Source organism: Streptomyces sp. NPDC031445 (assembly GCF_055581365.1).
In genome coordinates this window covers 1,368,156-1,383,997 of sequence record NZ_JBVIJO010000001.1, presented here as the reverse complement: position 1 = coordinate 1,383,997, position 15,842 = coordinate 1,368,156, and the positions used below count along the sequence as shown (strand labels likewise).

Genomic DNA, 15,842 nt, shown 5'->3' with positions numbered 1-15,842 from the left:
GGCTGCCGTCCGCCTCCGCCCGCGCCGGGGTGCCGTCCGGAGCCTCAGCCCGTGCCGGTATGCCATCCGGGGCTTGCTCCCGTTGCGGCGCGCCGTCCGGGGCCGGGGCCCGCGCCGGTACTCCGTCCGGGGACTGCCCCAGCGCTGGCGCGCGATCCGATGTCCGCACCCGCGCCGCGCTGCCGTCCCGAGCCTCCGCCCGTACTGGCACGCCGTCCGGGGCCTGCGCCCGCGCCGAGCTGCCGTCCGGGGCCTGCGCCCGCGCCGGGCCGCCGTCCCGAGCCTCAGCCCGTACTGGCACGCCGTCCGGGGCCTCCGCCCGCGCCGGGCCGCCGTCCGGAGCCTCAGCCCGTGCCGGTACGCCGTCCCGAGCCTCAGCCCGTACTGGCACGCCGTCCGTGGCCTCCGCCCGCGCCGGGCCGCCGTCCGGAGCCTCAGCCCGTGCCGGTACGCCGTCCCGAGCCTCAGCCCGTACTGGCACGCCGTCCGGGGCCTCCGCCCGCGCCGAGCTGCCGTCCGGGGCCGGGGCCCGTGTCGGTACGCCGTCCGGGGGCTGCGCCCGTGTCGGGGTGCGGTCCGGGGTGTCGGACGGGTGTGTTCTGTCGTCCTCGGCCGTTCGTGCGGCCGGCTCGTGTTCCGAGGATGTCCCGCTCATCTCTCGCCGGTTGCCCCCGACCGGGCCGCTCACACCGTGCCGGTCGGCTGAAACGGGGAACGCGGTGGCCAGGACCACCCGTTCGGCGAGGAGGAGACATGAGCGGCGACGGCAACCGTGCCTACGGACACCGGACCTTCAGCCGGTCCAGGAGCCACTTCCAGGACCGGATCACCGCCGACGGCCGGGACGGCTGGCCGGTCGAGGCGGGCCGCTACCGGCTGGTGGTCTCCCGCGCCTGTCCGTGGGCGAGCCGCGCGGTGATCTCGCGCCGGCTGCTGGGTCTGGAGGACGCGCTCTCGATGGCGGTCACCGATCCGGTCCAGGACGACCGCAGCTGGCGGTTCACCCTGGACCCGGACGGCCGGGACCCGGTGCTCGGCATCCGGTTCCTCAGCGAGGCCTACGACAAGCGCGAGACCGGCTACCCCGGCGGGGTGAGCGTGCCCGCGCTCGTGGACGTCCCCAGCGGGCGGCTGGTCACCAACGACTACCAGCGCATCACCCTGGACCTGGCCACCGAGTGGACGGCCCTGCACCGCGCGGGCGCGCCGGACCTGTACCCGGCCGGCCGGCGCGACGAGATCGACGAGGTGATGGCCGAGGTCTACGAGGACGTGAACAACGGGGTGTACCGGGCCGGGTTCGCCACGCACCAGAAGGAGTACGAGGAGGCGTGCACGGCGGTGTTCCGGCGGCTGGAACTGCTCGGCGAGCGGCTGTCCGGACAGCGGTATCTGGTCGGTGACACCCTCACGGAAGCGGACATCCGGCTGTTCACCACGCTGGTGCGGTTCGACGCGGTCTACCACGGCCACTTCAAGTGCAACCGCTGGAAGCTGGTGGAGCACCCGGTGCTGTGGGCGTACGCGAGGGACCTGTTCCAGACGCCGGGCTTCGGTGACACCGTGGACTTCGACCACATCAAGCGGCACTACTACCGGGTGCACACCGGTATCAACCCGACCGGCATCGTGCCGCTCGGCCCGGACCTCGGCGGCTGGCTGAGCCCGCACGGCCGCGCCGAGCTGGGCGGCCGGCCGTTCGGTGACGGCACACCGCCGGGTCCGGTGCCCCCGGGCGAACGGGTGGCCCCGCAGGGTCGGCCCGCATGAGGGCCGGATGACGAGGAAGTAGTCACACATGGCCAAGAACAAGAAGAAGAAGCTCCCTCTCGCCTATCAGCCGGTGGGATTCGTACTCAGCTGGGCGGGCGGCGCGCTGGCCGGTATGGCCTTCCGCAAGGCGTGGATGGCGATCCGGCACGAGGAGGACGCCCCCGACGCCCTGGACCAGGACCGCGGCTGGGGCGAGATCCTGCTGGCCGCCGCGGTCCAGGGCGCCATCTTCGCGGTGGTGCGCAGCGCCGTGGACCGCACCGGCGCGAAGGCCATCGCCCGGACGACAGGCGTGTGGCCGGCGACCGACAAGGGCGGCCGGGACTGACCGGACCGGCCCACCCCCGCCCCGGCGTCCCGGCCGGCCACGGCCGCGGCGCCGGGGCGCACCCCTGCCCCGGCGCCACCGCGGCCGGTCCGCCCCGCTTCGCCTCGGTCAGCCCTGCTTCGGCGCCGTCGGCGGCACCAGGCGCAGGGTGAAGGAGTGGCCGGCCGGGTCGGCGTAGCCCCGTTCCTCGTACGGGCCCGCCGCGTCCCTCGTCTCGATCGGGCGGCCGCCGAGTCCCACCACGCGTCGCTCGGCCTCGTCCAAGTCCTCGACGAGGAAGTCCAGATGGGCCTGGAGGGAGTTCTCCGGGCGCGGCCAGCTGGGCGGCGTCGCGTTGACGTCGCGCCGGAAGGCCAGCCGCACGCCGTCGGCGCCCCTGATCTCCACGAGGTTGGCGGACGCGCTGACCCGCTCCCCCTCCAGCAACTCACGGTAGAACTCGGCGAGTTTCTCGGGCTCGGCGCAGTCCAGCACGACCACGCCCGCTTTCACCAGTGTCATGGGTCCTCCCGGGAAGTGTCCTCTTCCCAGCGGATATCCCCGGCCCCCGGATTCAGTCGGCGGGCAGCCACTGTCCGTCGCGCATCAACTCCCGCCCGCGCAGCTCGTTCTCCTCACGCCAGGCCTGGATCCGCTCCGGGAAGACCCTGAAGTACAGGTAGCGGGCGGCCAGTCGGCGCGGGTCGAACCCGGTCTTCCCGGCGAAGACCTCGGCGTCCTCCTCGGGCAGGTCCTCGGGTGTCACCGCGCGGACGCCGCCGTCGACCAGGACGACGTCCCGGGTGGGGCCGATGCCGAGGCGGGCGCGGCCGGTGGCCACGAGGTTGCGGCCGGTGGGGCTGTCCGCCGGGGTGGCGATCAGCAGGCAGCTGCCGTCCCACACGAACGACAGCGGCACGAGGTACGGCGCCGCACCGTCGGGGCCGGCGGTGGCGACCCAGGCGTCCACGTCGTGCTCCAGTCGGTGCAGGGTGTCCTTCTTGCGCTGTCCGGCGGTGCGGGCGGGGGGCGGGGTCATGGCGTACGGCCTCCTCGGCGTGATGGTCCCGATCAGTGTGGCCGTGGGCCCCGGTCCCCGCACGGAGTCGCCCGGGGCGTGTCCGGGCGGGCCGGAGCGGATCGGCGGGTCGGCCGTTCCCGGCCGGTCAGTCGCACCCCACGCCCTGCTTCACCCGCGGCCACGCCTCCACCCCGTGGCCCGTGCGGACGTACGCCGTGTCCTCGTCCGCCGTCAGCCACAGCCGCCGGTCGCGGAAGTGGTACCCGGTGTCCCGGGCGTCGGCGGGCATGGGGACCTTCGCGCGGTAGGGCGCCCGGAGCAGTCCGTCCCGGCCCAGCACGCCCTCGGGGTCGCGTGCGTAGGTCCGGCCGTCCAGGGTGAGGAAGTCGGCGGACTGCCAGCCGCAGTGCTCCGGCCCCGGCGAGCCGTGCAGCCGGGACACCGGCACCCTGCGGCCCGCGCGGTCGGTCCAGATCTGCCAGTCCGTGGTGGCGGTGAAGCTCTCGGGGAGTTCGGCCGGGTCGCAGGAGGCGTACGTCTCCGGGCCCCAGCCGGGCCGCCCCTTCTGGTCCCTGGCCACCACGACCGCCACTTTGGTGCGGCCGTCCACGTCGTAGGAGTACAGGACCCGGTCCGCCTCCTCGCGTTCCACGCGGTATCCGTGGTCGGGCACTTCGGGCTGGACCATGCGGAAGTACAGGGCCAGCCCCTCCTGCGGGGTGTCCCCGCCGTCGGACCCGCTCCACCCGTCGGGTCCGTCGCCCTCGAAGATCTGCCCGTCGCACTCCAGTGCCCGGCCGGCCGCCCCGGAGGCCAGGCGCAGCGCCCGGGGTGTGCTCTCGTCGAGTTGCCTGGTGGGGATGGAGAGCGGACCGCTGTAGGGGGTCGCCGGGGGGCTGCCCCGCACCACCAGGCCGGGCCGGGGCCCGTCGTCACACCCCGCCACCGTCCCCACCGTCACGGCCGTCAGTACCGCCGTCGCCACGAGCCCTGCGCGCATTGCCGCCCCTGTTCTCCCGTGCTCTGTGCGGTCCTTCGACGCCGGAGCCGGACGGAACGTTCAGCGGGCCCGCTGGAAGGTCCTGCGGTAGGCCTGCGGGGACACCCCGATCGCCGCGTGCAGGTGCTGGCGCAGCGAGGCGCCGGTGGCGAAGCCCACCTCGGCGGCGATCCGGTCCACCGGCAGGTCGCTGGCCTCCAGCAGGTGCCGGGCTCGGGTCACCCGCTGCTGGATCAGCCAGCGGCCGGGGCTGAGGCCGACCTCGTCGCCGAAGCGGCGGGCGAAGGTGCGCAGGCTCATCCGGGCGTGCCCGGCGAGGTCGGCGAGGGTGAGCGGTTGGTCGAGCCGTTCCAGCGCCCAGGCACGGGTCGCGGCCGTGCCGGCGGCGCCGTTCTCGGGGACCGGCTGCTCGATGTACTGGGCCTGCCCGCCGTCCCGGAACGGGGGGACGACACAGCGGCGGGCGACGGCGTTCGCCAGTTCGCTGCCGTGGTCGGCGCGGACGATGTGCAGGCAGACGTCGACGCCGGAGGCGGCGCCCGCGGAGGTGAGGATGCGGCCGTCGTCGACGAAGAGGACGTCCGGGTCGAGGTCCACCTGGGGGTAGCGGCGGCGGAACGGGCCGGCCACCTGCCAGTGGGTGGTCGCCCGGCGGCCGTCGAGCAGTCCGGCCTCGGCGAGGACGAAGGCGGCCGTGCAGATGGAGACGATGCGGGCGTCCGGGCGGATGAGGCCGAGTGCGGCGGCGACCTCCGCCGGCAGCTCGGTGGGGATGTGGGCGGGCGCCATGGAGGCGACGACCACCGTGCCGGCCGTCCGAAGGATCTCGGGGCCGTGGGCGACACCGATGGTGAAGTCGGCGTTGGTGCGCACCGGGCGGCCGTCGACCGAGCAGGTGAACACCTCGTAGTGGCCGTCGGCCGCGCCGAAGATGCGGCTGGGGATGCCCAGCTCGAAGGGGTAGACGCCGTCGAGGGCCAGGACGACCACGCGCTCGGGACTCGGTGTGCCACGCATGGCATGATCCTATCGAAGGTTGGCATTCATGCCATTTCCCGGCCGGGCGGACTTGGGCAGGCTGGGTGACCATGAGCGATGTGAACACGATGCGAGCCATCAGCCAGGACGTCCTCGGCGGTCCCGAGGTCCTGAGGGAAGTGCGGGTCGAGCGGCCGAAGCCGCGTCCGAACGAGGTGCTGGTCCGGGTGCGGGCCGCCGGGGTGAACCCCACCGACTGGAAGCACCGGGCCACCGGCGGGTTCCTGGGCCGGCCCCCGTTCGTCCTCGGCTGGGACGTCTCCGGCGAGGTCGCGGAGACGGGGATCGGCGTGGCCGCGTTCCGGCCCGGCGACGAGGTCTTCGGCATGGCGCCCTACCCCTTCGGCCACGGCTCGCACGCCGAGTACGTCACGGTCCCGGCCCGGGCCCTGGTGCACAAGCCGGCCTCCCTCGACCACGTGCGGGCGGGCGCGCTGCCGCTGGTGTCCCTGACCGCCTGGCAGGCGCTGACCGAGCACGCGGACGTCGGGCCGGGTCAGCGGGTGCTGATCCACGCGGCGGCCGGCGGCGTCGGCCATGTGGCCGTGCAGATCGCCAAGGCGCGCGGGGCCCACGTGATCGGGACGGCGAGCGCGGGCAAGCACGACTTCCTGCGCGAGATCGGTGTGGACGAGCCGGTCGACTACCACACGACGGACGTCACGGAGGCGGTGCGGGACGTCGACGTCGTCCTGGACACCCTCGGCGGCGAGACCTCCGTGCGCTCGCTGCGGGTGCTGCGGCCGGGCGGTGTCGTGGTGTCGATCGTGCCGGTGGGCTCCGCGGAGTTCCACGAGGAGGCCGAGCGGCTCGGGGTGCGGGCGGTGCGGATGCTGGTCGACGCCGACCGGGCCGGGATGCGGGCGGTCGCGGAGCTGGCGGAGTCCGGCCGGCTGAAGGCGACGATCGCCGGGACGTTCCCGCTGGCCGACGCGGCGAAGGCGCACGAGCTGGGCGAGACCGGGCGCACGACGGGGAAGCTGGTGCTGCTGGTGGACTGAGGTGCGGCGCGCCGACACGCCGCAAACTCGAAGACATATGTCAATCGAACATGCTCAAATTCCTTCCATCGAGGGTAACTTGACGATCGGGAAACGACGTCCGGGCGCGGGTGGGAGGTGGTGGCGAGGTGCGACACGAACCCGTGCCTCTCCCCCGGCAACTGGGCGTGTACGCGTACCGCGGGCACACGGTGCTGGAGTTCCGCGGTGAGATCGACATCGTCTCGGCGACGGAGATCGCCCCGTTCGTCGACCGGGCCACCGACCGGCCCGGGGCCCGGGTCGTGATCGACCTACGGCCCGTGGAGTTCTTCGACTGCTCGGGGCTGCGGCTGCTGTACCGGGCGCGCGCCCGAGTGCTGGAGCGCGGCGGGCGGCTGCACCTCGTGTGCACGCACCCGTTGACGCTGCGCGTGTTCCGGGTCACCGGTCTGACCCGGCTGCTGCCCGCGCACCCGAGCCTGGACGCGGCCCTGGCCCGCTCCGGGGCCGCGTCCGGCTCGCTGTGACACCGGCCTGCCGCCGGCCGCCGAGTCCGGCCGGGGCGGCGGGCGGCCGGTTCCCCGCCCCCGCCTCCGCGGCGCGGTCGCCCCGGCGCTGACCGCCGCGCCTACGCCATGCGCACGATTCGGCCGACGCGCCGGTCTGCTCCGGCTGTTGGCGGGCATGCGGTCAACAGGAAGGAGGACCGTCGCGATGACGACTTCCGTGAGACGCCTGCCGGGGTGGGCGAAGGCCGTGGCGGCGCTCGTGCTGGTGCTCGCCGTACTGTTCGCCGGCATCCGGCTGGCCGTACTGCCCGGCATCAAGGACCTGTTCGGCACCGAGACCCACGACCGCTCCGGCCCGGCCTTGCTCAAGTCCATCCAGGACATGAGCCGTTACGACGCCGCGTCGGGCAACTTCCAGGTCGTCGTGGACCTGGACAAGGACGCGAAGTTCCTGCCCGACGCGATCCGCGGCACCCGCACCCTGTACGTCGGCGCGGGCACCGTGGACGCCTACGTCGACCTGGGCCGGGTCGGCGGGAAGGACGTGACGGTCAATGACGACCGTACGTCCGCCACCATCCGGCTGCCGCACGCGCGGCTCGGCAAACCGGCCCTCGACCCCGACCACTCCTACGCCGTGTCCAAGCAGCGCGGGCTGCTGGACCGGCTCGGTGACCTGTTCTCCGACAACCCCAACAGCGAGCAGGCCGTGCAGAAACTCGCCGTCCGGCACATCGGTGACGCGGCGCGCACCAGCGGGCTGACCGCGCGGGCCGAGCACAACACCACCGGTATGCTCCAGGGCCTGCTGCGCTCCCTCGGCTTCACGGAGGTGCGCGTCACGTACGGAACCTGATCAGGAACCCAGGATGCCCGGCAGGGCCAGCGCCCCCAGCAGGGTCGCGCCCACCAGCAGCCAGGCCACGTAGTCGCCGACGTGCCCGGACTGCAGGCGCCTGAGGGGGGTGGCCCAGCCGGGCGCGGCCACCCGGCCCGGGCGGGTGACGGCGAGGCCGGCCAGGGCCACGGCCAGCACGGTGGAGGCCACGCCCAGCAGGACGCCGGTCAGGGTCCAGTGCGCCGGGGCGTACGCGCCGCCCGAGCCGGCCTCGTTGACGGAGCGGGCGACCACGGCCCCGAAGCCGGGGGCCACCCCGACGGCGAGGGCGGCGGCGAGCAGCACGGCGGGCACGGTGGTCATGGTGTCCGGAACGCGACGCAGCGGGCCGGACGTCTCGGGTTCCTCGCCGGAGCCGCTGGTCTCGTACGCGGCGTCCCGGGGGCGTGGTCCGAGGCCCAGGAAGACGCGGGCGGTGACCCGCAGGACCGCGCCGGCGGTGATCGCGGAAGCGGCCACGTACACCACGGTGAGCGGGCCGCCGACCGCCTCCTCGGTGATCGACTTGCCCAGCGCCGTACCGAACGGCGGCAGGCCGGCCAGGCCGAGGGCGCCGACGGCGAACATCACGCCGATGGCGCGCAGTCGTCCCCGGGCCCGGCCGTGCAGCGCGTGCTCGTCGACGCTGCCGAACCGGTCCAGCAGGACGCCCGCGCAGGCGAACAGCGCGGCCTTCACGCCGGCGTGGCCGAGGAGGTACAGGGCGGCCCCGTCGTCGCCGCCGGGGGTGAGGACGCCCAGGCCGACGAGGAACAGGCCGGTGTGGGCGACGGTGGAACAGGCCAGGAGCCGTTTGATGTGCCGCTGGTACCAGCACATGACGGCGCCGGTCACGGCCGTGAGGGTGCCGAGGGCGACCAGGGCGCGGGTCAGGTCGGCGGCGGGGATGCCGCCGGGTCCGGCGAAGACGGTGCCGTACACCCGCCACGCGCCGTAGGCGCCGAGTTCCACCATGACGCCGGACAGGAGCATGCAGACCGGGGTGGGGGCGACGGCGTGCGCGTCCGGGAGCCAGAAGTGGAACGGCACGGCCGCCGCCTTCACCAGCAGCCCGGTCAGCACCAGCACGAAGGAGGCGAGGACCAGCGCGTCCGGGCCGCCCTGCCCGGCGGCGGCGTCGAGCCCGCGGCCGATCTTCACCATGGCCAGCTCGCCGGTACGGGCGTACAGCAGGGCGATGCCCGTCAGCATCGCGTACGCGCCGAGGGAGTTGACGATCCCGAAGGCCAGGGCGCCCTGCACCGCCTTGGCCTCGTCGATGCGGTAGCCGGTCAGGGCATAGGCGACCACGCTCATCAGCTCGAAGAACACGAACGCGTTGAACAGGTCGCCGGCGACGGCGAAGCCGCACATGGCGCCCTGGAAGACCAGCATCAGCGCGGTGAAGGAGCCGGTGCGGTCGCGCGGGGGCTCGTCGAAGTAGCGCCAGGAGTAGGCGAGCGCGGCCAGGGTGAGCAGTGAGGCCAGCGCCGCCATGCCGAGCGCCGGGCCGTCCCCGACCACCAGGATGCCGACGCTCTCGCCGTCGACGGGCAGCCAGCCGCCGACCCACTCGGTCATCGGCGGCGCCGAGTTCAGCAGCAGCACGAGCGCGAGGGCGGCCGTGCCGCCGGAGAAGACGAATCCGGTGATCTCGGCGGCGATCCGGGGCAGGTGGCGGCCCGTGGCCACGAGCAGGGCCGCGCCGAGCAGCGGGACGGCGGCGAGCAGCGGGATCAGGTGGTGCATCAGCCGCGCAGCTCCCGCAGTTCGTCGGGGTCGACCGTGCCGTGCCGTTTGGCGATCTGCAGGACGAGGGCGAGCAGCAGCGCGGTGACGGTGGCGCCTACGACGATGTCGGTGAGGGTGAGCGCCTGCACCACCGGGTCGACCACCGGCCGGGAGCCGGGCTTCAGGTCGGAGAACACGGGCGCGGTGCCGCCGTCGCGGTAGCCGACCGCCAGCAGCAGGACGTAGGTGGCGCACTGGCAGACCGCGAGGCAGCCGACGGCGTGGATGAGGTTCCGGCTGGTGGCGAGGCCGTAGCAGCCCGTCAGGAAGACGTAGGCGCCGACCAGGTACGGAAGGACGTGCATCACGGGGTTCCCCTCCCGGGCTCTTCCTCGATCTCCACGGCCTGGTCGAGGAAGTGGGCGAGCAGGACGACGACCGCGCTCGCCACCTCCATGCCGACGGCCGCGTTCAGCAGGGGTACCGCGCCGCCGGACGACAGCGTGTTGAACGTGCCGTACGGCAGCAGGGTGTTGGCCAGGAACGCGGTGCCGGCCAGGACTCCGGCGGCGCCGAGCACGAGGTAGGAGGAGACGGCGAGCGCGTCGGTGGTCTCGTAGACGCCGAGCGGGCGGACGCGTTCCAGCGCGTGGTAGTCGGCGCCGAGGTAGAGCAGGTGCAGGGCGGTCGCGGCGACGACCCCGCCCTGGAAGCCGCCGCCGGGACTGAGCTGGCCGTGGGCGATGACGTACAGGCCGGTGACCAGGGCGACGGGCAGCACGAGCAGGGCGTAGCGGCGGACCGGACGGGCCACCTCGGTGGGTTCGGGCCGCGCCCGGTGCTCGTCGCGGGCCTCGCGCAGCAGCACCACGCAGCCGAGGACGGCGGCGAACAGGATGCTCATCTCGCCGAGGGTGTCGTAGGCCCGCTGGTCGAAGTTGACGGAGGCGATGGTGTTGGCGGTGTGCCGGGAGAGGGAGGCGTGGACGGCGCGGTCGCCGTACGGGTGGCGGGACCCGCCGAAGCCGGGCAGATCGAGGCAGGCGGCGGCGAGCAGGGCGGCCAGGCCCGTGCCGCCGACGGCCAGCAGCCACAGCCGCAGCCGGTTCACTCGACGCCCTCCTTGGAGCGGCCCCGGCGTCTGACCTTGCGCACCGACAGCATGATCAGCAGCGGGGTGAGGACGGAGCCGACGGCGAGCTGGGACAGGCCGACGTCCGGGGCCTGGAGCACGGTGAACAGCGCGGCCAGCAGCACGCCGAGGAAGGACAGCACGAGCGCCTGGCGGGCGGGGTCGCGCTGGGCCACGGCCGCGGTGGCGGAACCCGCCACGAGCAGCAGGGCGACGACGATCAGGGCGTCGGACACACGGCACCCGCCTTCTCCGTACGGGCCGGCGCGCGCCCGCCGCAGGGGGCGTACCGGCCACCGGCCGCACCCGGCGTCCCGTCAGCCACCCCGCACCCCCCGGAATCCGCCCGCCAGGGCGCGGGAGGCGACCAGGTTGCCGCTGATCAGCAGGGCGCCGATCACCAGGAGCTTCACCGTCGCCCGGCCCGGAGTGCCGGCCACGCACAGGGCGAGCACGACCGCCGCTGCCAGGCCCGCCGCCGCCCAGGTCAGCGGCCACGCGCTCGGCCGTTGACCGGCCAGGTCGTCGGAGAGCAGCCGGGCGAAGACGAGGGTGCCGACCGGTCCGAGCAGGGCCAGCAGCAGGGCGAGGTCGAGGTAGGCGGGGCGGCCGTAGCCCTGGGCGAGGAGCAGCAGGGCCGGGCAGACGGCGGAGGTGGTCATGTTCTGGGCGACGACCCGGCGGGCCGGCGGGCCGGTGGTCACGCCCCACAGGGCGGCCGCGCCTCCCCCGCCCAGCTCGACGGTCGCCGCGAGGATCCAGCCGTTCACCGCCACGTCACCGCCCGCCGCCCGGCCCGGGCGAGGACCGCGCCCACGGCGGCGCAGCTCGCGCCGACGATCCGCTCCAGGGTGTCGACCGTGCTGATCAGCACCAGCCACAGCAGTGCGAGCGCCGCCCACCAGGCGAGGAGTTCACCGGCGGCGAGGAGGACGGCGCGGGGTGCCGTACGACGGGTCATGCGGCACCTCCTCGGTCCGCTCTGCTCGGATGTGCGGCGATGTGTCCGTGCTGCCGCTGGGGGCATCCAAGCACCACCGGAGCCGGGCGGGAGCGGCGGCACGCGGGCCCGCGCCCGGAGTGCCCCTCAGGCGTGAACGGAATCCCTGGGAGGGGCCGGGCCGCGGGCATCCCGGGCCGCGGTGCGGGTAATCGACGTTCACGACGCGGAAGTTGACGAGTGGAGGACCACATGGCCCGTACCGTGCAGCGCCTGCCGGGCATCCTGCGCGCCCCCCGGAAACAGCAGCCGGCCGAGGAGGTCCGCCCCGCCCGGGAGCAGCAGCCGGCCGACGAGGTCCGTCCCCGCTCCGCCCGGAGGTGGTGGCCGGCCGGCAGGCCGCGCCCGGGATCCGCCGCCGACCGGCAGCCGGCCGCGGAGGGCCGCCCCCGGCACGTGTGGCCGCTGCCCGTCCGGCTGCTGGCGATCCTCATCGCCTTCGCGTGCATGGTCGCGTTCGCCGTCGCCCTGGCCCGCATCACGCTCCAGCCGTCGCCCGCGTCGGTGCCGCTGACGCACAGCAACCTGCACCCGGGCCGCTCGCTCAGGGCCTACCTGGAGGACGCGTCGATGCGGGACGCGCTCCGCCAGCTCGGCGGGAACGTGCTGCTCGGCGTGCCGTTCGGGGTGCTGGTGCCGGTCCTCGCGCCGCGCGCCCGGGGTGTGCTCCAGGTGCTCGGGCTGACGGCCCTCGTGATGCTGATGGTGGAGCTGGTCCAGGGGGCGCTGGTCACCGGGCGGGCCTTCGACATCGACGACGTCATCCTCAACACGACCGGGGCGCTGCTGGGCTGGCTGCTGCTGGGGCGGCGGCTGGGCCGGGGCGTGCACCGGCGCGTGCGCGAGCCCTCCGCCGGCTGAGCGTCGGCGGCGGGCAGGTGCCGGGTGGGTGGCGAGCCGTCAGCAGCAGGTCCGTACCAGAGTATTGACGGGCCCTTATCTCACTCCTTAAATCAAGAGGCGCACCGCTCACACCCCCACATGAACGGAGAGCCATGGCCTCCCCACGCCTGCTCCGCAGATGTCTCCTCGCCGCCCTGTCCGCGGCACTGATCGGCTCGGCCGCCGTCGGCCCGGCCCAGGCCGGCACCACCGCCCCCGCGGCGGCGGCCGTCACCACCTTCTCCGACACCTTCGACGGGCCCGCGGGCGCCGCGGTCGACTCCTCGAAGTGGACGCTGGAGACCGGCGACAACGTCAACAATCACGAGCGGCAGTACTACACCTCGGGCACGAAGAACGCGGCCCTGGACGGCCAGGGCCACCTGGTGATCACGGCCCGCAAGGAGAACCCGGCCGGCTACCAGTGCTGGTACGGCAGCTGCCAGTACACCTCGGCCCGGCTGAACACCGCCGGGAAGTTCAACGCCCAGTACGGCCACGTGGAGGCGCGGATGAAGATCCCGCGCGGCCAGGGCATGTGGCCCGCGTTCTGGATGCTCGGCACGCCGGTGAACTGGCCGGACTCCGGCGAGATCGACGTGATGGAGAACGTCGGCTTCGAACCCTCCACCGTGCACGGCACCATCCACGGCCCCGGCTACTCCGGCTCGGGCGGCATAGGCGCCCCCTACTCGCTGCCGAACGGGCAGGCCTTCGCGGACGCCTTCCACACCTTCGCCGTCGACTGGGCGCCCGACTCGATCACCTGGTCGGTGGACGGCAACGTCTACCAGCGGCGCACCCCGGCCGACCTGGGCGGGAAGACCTGGGTGTTCAACAAGCCGTTCTTCCTGATCCTGAACCTCGCGGTCGGCGGCTACTGGCCGGGCGACCCCGACGGCTCCACGCAGTTCCCGCAGACGCTGGTGGTGGACTCGGTTTCGGTGACGACGAGCGACAGCGCCGCCGGCGTCCCGATCCGAGGTCTGGCGGGCAAGTGCGTGGACGTGGCCGGCGCGAACACCGCGAACGGCACCCCGGTGCAGCTCTACGACTGCAACGGCTCGGCCGCCCAGGCGTGGACGGTGGGCTCGGACGGCACGCTCCGCGCGCTCGGCAAGTGCCTGGACGTCAGCGGCGGCGGCACCGCCGACGGCACGCCCGTCCAGCTGTGGGACTGCAACGGCAGCGCCGCCCAGAAGTGGGCCCTGCCGGCGGCCCGCGACATCGTCAACCCGCAGGCGAACAAGTGCCTGGACGTGACCGGGAACAACTCGGCCAACGGGACCCGGCTGCAGATCTGGACCTGCACGGGCGGCGCCAACCAGAAGTGGACGGTCGGCTGAGCCTGCCCCGCCGACGGGTCAGTGCAGCGTCCAGGTGTACTTGTCGCCGCCCACCCAGCGGACCGCGTCCGGGTCGTCCAGGTCGTGGATGGGGATGCCGTAGGAGGCGGCCGTCTCCAGCACGTCCGTGACGGTCCTGGCCTCACCGACCACCTCACCGTCGATCTCCATGATCCGGAAGGGCGGTTCGCCGTGCCGGCCCGGGCACACACCGAGGACCAGGATCCGCGGGCGGGAGATGTAGGGAGCTGCTTGTTCGGTCATGCAATCGAGGGTAGAACGCAACCCGCGCCGACGGGTCGTCCACCGGAGCCCGCGAGGAGATCCAGTACGGCCGTCTCGACGGCTCCCTGCGTGGCCGGACGCCCGGACTCCCCGTGTTCGCCCAGCCGGGTGAGCACGGGGGCGACGGTCACGCCCTGCTCGAACAGCTCGAAGACCTTCGGGTCGATGTACGACGCCCGGCACACCGCGGGCGTGTTGCCCAGGTAGTGGCTGACCTCGCGCACCGTCCGGGCGATCTGCCGGCGCCGGGCGGCCTCGGTCGCCCGGGCGCCCGGCGTGGTCACGGAGACCGCCACGGCTGCCAGCACGGTGGCGTGCCAGGTACGGAAGTCCTTGGCGGTGACGTCGGTGCCGGACAGCCGGCGCAGGGCCTCGTTGAGGTCGTCGCCGTGCAGGTCGTGCCAGGCGCCGCGGTCCCAGTAGGCGAGGAAGCGGTCGCCGCCGCGCGGGCGGCGCAGCAGGGACCGGGCGACCGCGTGCACCTGGTCGTCGACGAGGGCGCGGACCATCTCGGTACCGCCCTTGGCCGGGTAGCCGAAGGTGATCTCGCCGCTGCGCAGCCGACGTGCTCGCGGAGCATGGTCGTCAGGCCGTAGGTCTCGCTGGTGCGGGTGTGCCGGTCGCTGCCGATGCGGAAGAAGCCGAGGTCGAGCAGGCGGACCGCGCAGGCGGTGACCCTCGGCCGGCTGAGCCCGTGCTTGGCCTTGTCCTGTTCGGCCCGGACCGCTCGTGGTACGGGTACTGCCGGCGCCCGGCGTCGTCGGTGCCGACGGCCTGGAGGTGGCCGTTGGGCCAGGGGCATATCCACACGTCGCGCCAGGCGGGCGGGACGGTCAGGGCGCGGATGCGGGCGAGCTGCCCGGGATCGGTCAGCCGCTCGCCGGCGCTGTCGAGGTAGCGGAAGCCCCGGCCGCAGCGGACGCGCCGGCAGCCGGGGCCGTCGGACGAACTGGTTCGCAGCCTCACCGCGCTCTCCCCTCTCGTCGCGTCCCCGCCTCCTCAGGGCCGCCGCCAGTCGTCGCTGGTCAGATGGGAACCGGCCTGCGGGCCCATGCGCAGCATGCCGCCGTCGACGCTCCACGACGCGCCGGTGACGTAGGAGGCGTCCGGGCTCGCGAGGAACGCGATCACGGCGGCGACCTCGCGGGCGTCGCCGGGCCGGCCGAGCGGCACGCCGGGACGGCGCTCGGCGCGCACGTCGGTGTCCTCCTGGCCGGTCATCGGGGTGGCGATCTCCCCCGGCGCGACCGCGTTCACGGTGATGCCGTACTCGGCCAGCTCCAGGGCCATCACCTGGGTGAGCAGGCCCAGCCCGCCCTTGGCCGCGCAGTAGGGGGCCGCGCCGACCCGCGGCTGGTGCTCGTGCACGGAGGTGACGTTCACGATCCGGCCGCCGTCGCCCTGCCGGATCATCCGCCGCGCGGCCCGCTGCCCGAGCAGGAAGGGGCCGACGAGGTCGACGTCCAGGACCTGGCGCACATCCGCGAGCGTCAGGTCGAGGTAGGGGGTCATCGTGCCGGTGCCGGCGTTGTTGACGAGCACGTCGATCCGGCCGAGCTCCGCGCACAGCTCGTCCACGGCGTCGGCGGCCTCGGGCAGCCTGGTCAGGTCCAGCCGGCTCACGGCGGCGCGGCGGCCGTGCGCGCGGACCTCCTGCGCCGTCCGCTCGGCGCCCTTCTCGTCCGTGTGCCAGGTGATGCCGACGTCCAGACCCGCCTCGGCCAGCCGTACGGCGGTGGCCCGGCCGATGCCGCTGTCCGCGCCGGTCACCACGGCCGTTCGCTGCGCATCCGGTACGGACATGACGAGCCTCCTCACGGTGGGTCACGTGGACGGTCACGCAGTACCCGGGGGCGGTGGGCACAAACGGACCCGCCACCGCCGGGACGGCAAGGGCCCGCGGGCGGCCCGCGGCCGGGCGCGCGGTTCCCCGCGCCGCTCCGGGGCGCCTGGTGCAC

Annotated in this window: 19 protein-coding genes and 1 pseudogene; 7 read left to right on the top strand and 13 right to left on the bottom strand. The window is 74.2% G+C overall.

Annotated features, from left to right (window positions below; all coding sequences use genetic code 11):
• Positions 1-753 precede the first annotated feature (753 nt).
• Together ACZ5DC_RS05925 and ACZ5DC_RS05920 are read left to right on the top strand one after the other, a co-directional pair.
• On the top strand, positions 754-1,770 hold the full coding sequence (locus ACZ5DC_RS05925; RefSeq protein WP_468649764.1) for a glutathione S-transferase family protein: 1,017 nt from the start codon (positions 754-756) through the stop codon (positions 1,768-1,770).
• A 28-nt stretch (positions 1,771-1,798) separates the two neighbouring features.
• On the top strand, positions 1,799-2,101 hold the full coding sequence (locus ACZ5DC_RS05920; protein ID WP_366748870.1) for a DUF4235 domain-containing protein: 303 nt from the start codon (positions 1,799-1,801) through the stop codon (positions 2,099-2,101).
• Between the two features lie 108 nt (positions 2,102-2,209).
• Here ACZ5DC_RS05920 and ACZ5DC_RS05915 read toward each other — a convergent pair whose 3' ends face one another.
• The 4 genes from ACZ5DC_RS05915 to ACZ5DC_RS05900 all read right to left on the bottom strand — a co-directional run bounded on the left by ACZ5DC_RS05915 (position 2,210) and on the right by ACZ5DC_RS05900 (position 5,118).
• The gene (locus tag ACZ5DC_RS05915) at positions 2,210-2,602 is read right to left on the bottom strand and encodes a VOC family protein (protein WP_468649762.1); all 393 of its coding nucleotides are present in this window, start codon (positions 2,600-2,602) and stop codon (positions 2,210-2,212) included.
• Positions 2,603-2,654: 52 nt separating this feature from the next.
• Entirely contained in the window at positions 2,655-3,119 is a 465-nt protein-coding gene (locus ACZ5DC_RS05910; protein ID WP_468649760.1) for a pyridoxamine 5'-phosphate oxidase family protein, read from the bottom strand.
• Positions 3,120-3,246: 127 nt separating this feature from the next.
• Positions 3,247-4,101, bottom strand: a complete 855-nt coding sequence (locus tag ACZ5DC_RS05905) for a hypothetical protein (RefSeq protein WP_468649758.1) — start codon at positions 4,099-4,101, stop codon at positions 3,247-3,249.
• Between the two features lie 60 nt (positions 4,102-4,161).
• A complete protein-coding gene (locus ACZ5DC_RS05900) occupies positions 4,162-5,118 on the bottom strand; it encodes a GlxA family transcriptional regulator (RefSeq protein WP_468649756.1) in 957 nt (318 codons plus the stop codon).
• 71 nt (positions 5,119-5,189) lie between these two features.
• Here ACZ5DC_RS05900 and ACZ5DC_RS05895 point away from each other — a divergent pair, with 71 nt between their 5' ends.
• The 3 genes from ACZ5DC_RS05895 (at position 5,190) to ACZ5DC_RS05885 (ending at position 7,487) form a co-directional block, all read left to right on the top strand.
• On the top strand, positions 5,190-6,140 hold the full coding sequence (locus ACZ5DC_RS05895) for an NADP-dependent oxidoreductase (protein ID WP_468649754.1): 951 nt from the start codon (positions 5,190-5,192) through the stop codon (positions 6,138-6,140).
• A gap of 128 nt (positions 6,141-6,268) precedes the next feature.
• Positions 6,269-6,649 (top strand): anti-sigma factor antagonist, encoded by a 381-nt coding sequence (locus tag ACZ5DC_RS05890; protein ID WP_468649752.1) that lies wholly within the window; start codon positions 6,269-6,271, stop codon positions 6,647-6,649.
• 187 nt (positions 6,650-6,836) lie between these two features.
• Positions 6,837-7,487, top strand: a complete 651-nt coding sequence (locus tag ACZ5DC_RS05885; RefSeq protein ID WP_468649750.1) for a DUF4230 domain-containing protein — start codon at positions 6,837-6,839, stop codon at positions 7,485-7,487.
• Here the strand turns inward: ACZ5DC_RS05885 and ACZ5DC_RS05880 are convergent, their stop codons facing one another.
• The 6 genes from ACZ5DC_RS05880 to ACZ5DC_RS05855 form a co-directional block, all read right to left on the bottom strand.
• Complete coding sequence (locus ACZ5DC_RS05880) at positions 7,488-9,257, bottom strand: complex I subunit 5 family protein (RefSeq protein ID WP_468649748.1); 1,770 nt, start codon at positions 9,255-9,257, stop codon at positions 7,488-7,490.
• Positions 9,257-9,604, bottom strand: coding sequence for a sodium:proton antiporter (locus tag ACZ5DC_RS05875; protein WP_366748878.1), 348 nt, complete (start codon positions 9,602-9,604; stop codon positions 9,257-9,259). The genes ACZ5DC_RS05880 and ACZ5DC_RS05875 overlap by 1 nt, the downstream gene beginning before the upstream one ends.
• Entirely contained in the window at positions 9,604-10,350 is a 747-nt protein-coding gene (locus ACZ5DC_RS05870; protein ID WP_468649746.1) for an MnhB domain-containing protein, read from the bottom strand. Before ACZ5DC_RS05870 ends, ACZ5DC_RS05875 begins: the two co-directional genes overlap by 1 nt.
• Positions 10,347-10,607, bottom strand: coding sequence for a Na(+)/H(+) antiporter subunit B (locus tag ACZ5DC_RS05865; protein ID WP_468649744.1), 261 nt, complete (start codon positions 10,605-10,607; stop codon positions 10,347-10,349). The genes ACZ5DC_RS05870 and ACZ5DC_RS05865 overlap by 4 nt, the downstream gene beginning before the upstream one ends.
• Positions 10,608-10,688: 81 nt before the next feature.
• Positions 10,689-11,141, bottom strand: coding sequence for a monovalent cation/H+ antiporter complex subunit F (locus ACZ5DC_RS05860; RefSeq protein WP_468649742.1), 453 nt, complete (start codon positions 11,139-11,141; stop codon positions 10,689-10,691).
• On the bottom strand, positions 11,138-11,332 hold the full coding sequence (locus ACZ5DC_RS05855; protein ID WP_468649740.1) for a hypothetical protein: 195 nt from the start codon (positions 11,330-11,332) through the stop codon (positions 11,138-11,140). Before ACZ5DC_RS05855 ends, ACZ5DC_RS05860 begins: the two co-directional genes overlap by 4 nt.
• 231 nt (positions 11,333-11,563) lie before the next feature.
• On the opposite strand from ACZ5DC_RS05855, the gene ACZ5DC_RS05850 reads away from it, so the two are divergent.
• Together ACZ5DC_RS05850 and ACZ5DC_RS05845 are read left to right on the top strand one after the other, a co-directional pair.
• On the top strand, positions 11,564-12,232 hold the full coding sequence (locus ACZ5DC_RS05850; RefSeq protein ID WP_468649738.1) for a VanZ family protein: 669 nt from the start codon (positions 11,564-11,566) through the stop codon (positions 12,230-12,232).
• 134 nt (positions 12,233-12,366) lie between these two features.
• Complete coding sequence (locus ACZ5DC_RS05845) at positions 12,367-13,599, top strand: ricin-type beta-trefoil lectin domain protein (protein ID WP_468649736.1); 1,233 nt, start codon at positions 12,367-12,369, stop codon at positions 13,597-13,599.
• 18 nt (positions 13,600-13,617) lie between these two features.
• Here the strand turns inward: ACZ5DC_RS05845 and ACZ5DC_RS05840 are convergent, their stop codons facing one another.
• From ACZ5DC_RS05840 to ACZ5DC_RS05830, 3 genes and pseudogenes are all read right to left on the bottom strand, one after another.
• Positions 13,618-13,863, bottom strand: a complete 246-nt coding sequence (locus ACZ5DC_RS05840; protein WP_468649734.1) for a hypothetical protein — start codon at positions 13,861-13,863, stop codon at positions 13,618-13,620.
• Positions 13,860-14,850 (bottom strand): annotated as a pseudogene (locus ACZ5DC_RS05835) (DNA topoisomerase IB). Before ACZ5DC_RS05835 ends, ACZ5DC_RS05840 begins: the two are co-directional and overlap by 4 nt.
• A 33-nt stretch (positions 14,851-14,883) precedes the next feature.
• Positions 14,884-15,687: an SDR family oxidoreductase gene (locus tag ACZ5DC_RS05830; protein ID WP_468649732.1), complete on the bottom strand. Its 804-nt coding sequence runs from the start codon at positions 15,685-15,687 to the stop codon at positions 14,884-14,886.
• Positions 15,688-15,842: the final 155 nt, after the last annotated feature.

What these genes read in the sequence shown, in the direction of transcription:
- ACZ5DC_RS05925 (WP_468649764.1), top strand. Translation starts at nt 754, where the DNA reads ATGAGCGGCGACGGCAACCGTGCCTACGGACACCGGACCTTCAGCCGG.
- ACZ5DC_RS05920 (WP_366748870.1), top strand. Translation starts at nt 1,799, where the DNA reads ATGGCCAAGAACAAGAAGAAGAAGCTCCCTCTCGCCTATCAGCCGGTG.
- ACZ5DC_RS05915 (WP_468649762.1), bottom strand. Translation starts at nt 2,602, where the DNA reads ATGACACTGGTGAAAGCGGGCGTGGTCGTGCTGGACTGCGCCGAGCCC.
- ACZ5DC_RS05910 (WP_468649760.1), bottom strand. Translation starts at nt 3,119, where the DNA reads ATGACCCCGCCCCCCGCCCGCACCGCCGGACAGCGCAAGAAGGACACC.
- ACZ5DC_RS05905 (WP_468649758.1), bottom strand. Translation starts at nt 4,101, where the DNA reads ATGCGCGCAGGGCTCGTGGCGACGGCGGTACTGACGGCCGTGACGGTG.
- ACZ5DC_RS05900 (WP_468649756.1), bottom strand. Translation starts at nt 5,118, where the DNA reads ATGCGTGGCACACCGAGTCCCGAGCGCGTGGTCGTCCTGGCCCTCGAC.
- ACZ5DC_RS05895 (WP_468649754.1), top strand. Translation starts at nt 5,190, where the DNA reads ATGAGCGATGTGAACACGATGCGAGCCATCAGCCAGGACGTCCTCGGC.
- ACZ5DC_RS05885 (WP_468649750.1), top strand. Translation starts at nt 6,837, where the DNA reads ATGACGACTTCCGTGAGACGCCTGCCGGGGTGGGCGAAGGCCGTGGCG.
- ACZ5DC_RS05880 (WP_468649748.1), bottom strand. Translation starts at nt 9,257, where the DNA reads ATGCACCACCTGATCCCGCTGCTCGCCGCCGTCCCGCTGCTCGGCGCG.
- ACZ5DC_RS05875 (WP_366748878.1), bottom strand. Translation starts at nt 9,604, where the DNA reads ATGCACGTCCTTCCGTACCTGGTCGGCGCCTACGTCTTCCTGACGGGC.
- ACZ5DC_RS05855 (WP_468649740.1), bottom strand. Translation starts at nt 11,332, where the DNA reads ATGACCCGTCGTACGGCACCCCGCGCCGTCCTCCTCGCCGCCGGTGAA.
- ACZ5DC_RS05850 (WP_468649738.1), top strand. Translation starts at nt 11,564, where the DNA reads ATGGCCCGTACCGTGCAGCGCCTGCCGGGCATCCTGCGCGCCCCCCGG.
- ACZ5DC_RS05845 (WP_468649736.1), top strand. Translation starts at nt 12,367, where the DNA reads ATGGCCTCCCCACGCCTGCTCCGCAGATGTCTCCTCGCCGCCCTGTCC.
- ACZ5DC_RS05840 (WP_468649734.1), bottom strand. Translation starts at nt 13,863, where the DNA reads ATGACCGAACAAGCAGCTCCCTACATCTCCCGCCCGCGGATCCTGGTC.
- ACZ5DC_RS05830 (WP_468649732.1), bottom strand. Translation starts at nt 15,687, where the DNA reads ATGTCCGTACCGGATGCGCAGCGAACGGCCGTGGTGACCGGCGCGGAC.